Source organism: Flavobacterium sp. GNP008 (genome assembly GCF_056428965.1).
Window position 1 is genome coordinate 1 of the sequence record NZ_JBWJVL010000087.1, and the last position, 214, is coordinate 214.

The 214-nt window shown below is 64.5% G+C and carries 1 protein-coding gene; it reads left to right on the forward strand.

Going from position 1 to position 214, the window contains the following annotated elements:
- Positions 1–214: transglycosylase SLT domain-containing protein (locus AC0608_RS13995; RefSeq protein WP_478289509.1), on the forward strand; the 214-nt coding region annotated here is incomplete at both ends.

Sequence of the window (214 nt, forward strand, 5' to 3'; positions counted from 1 at the left end):
CTCAAGCAGGGCATTACCGAAGAGCGGCTGCTGAGCGAGCCGTGCCTGTCGGTTGAAGTGGGCGCTTCGATCCTCGCCGAGTTTATCCAGCGTTTCGGTTACAACTGGACGGCCGTGGGCTCCTACAATGCGGGGCCAGGGTCGGGGCCGCAGCGTGACGCCTTGCGCGAGCAGTACGCGCAGAAAATCTGGGCCCGCTATGAGGCGCTGGTCG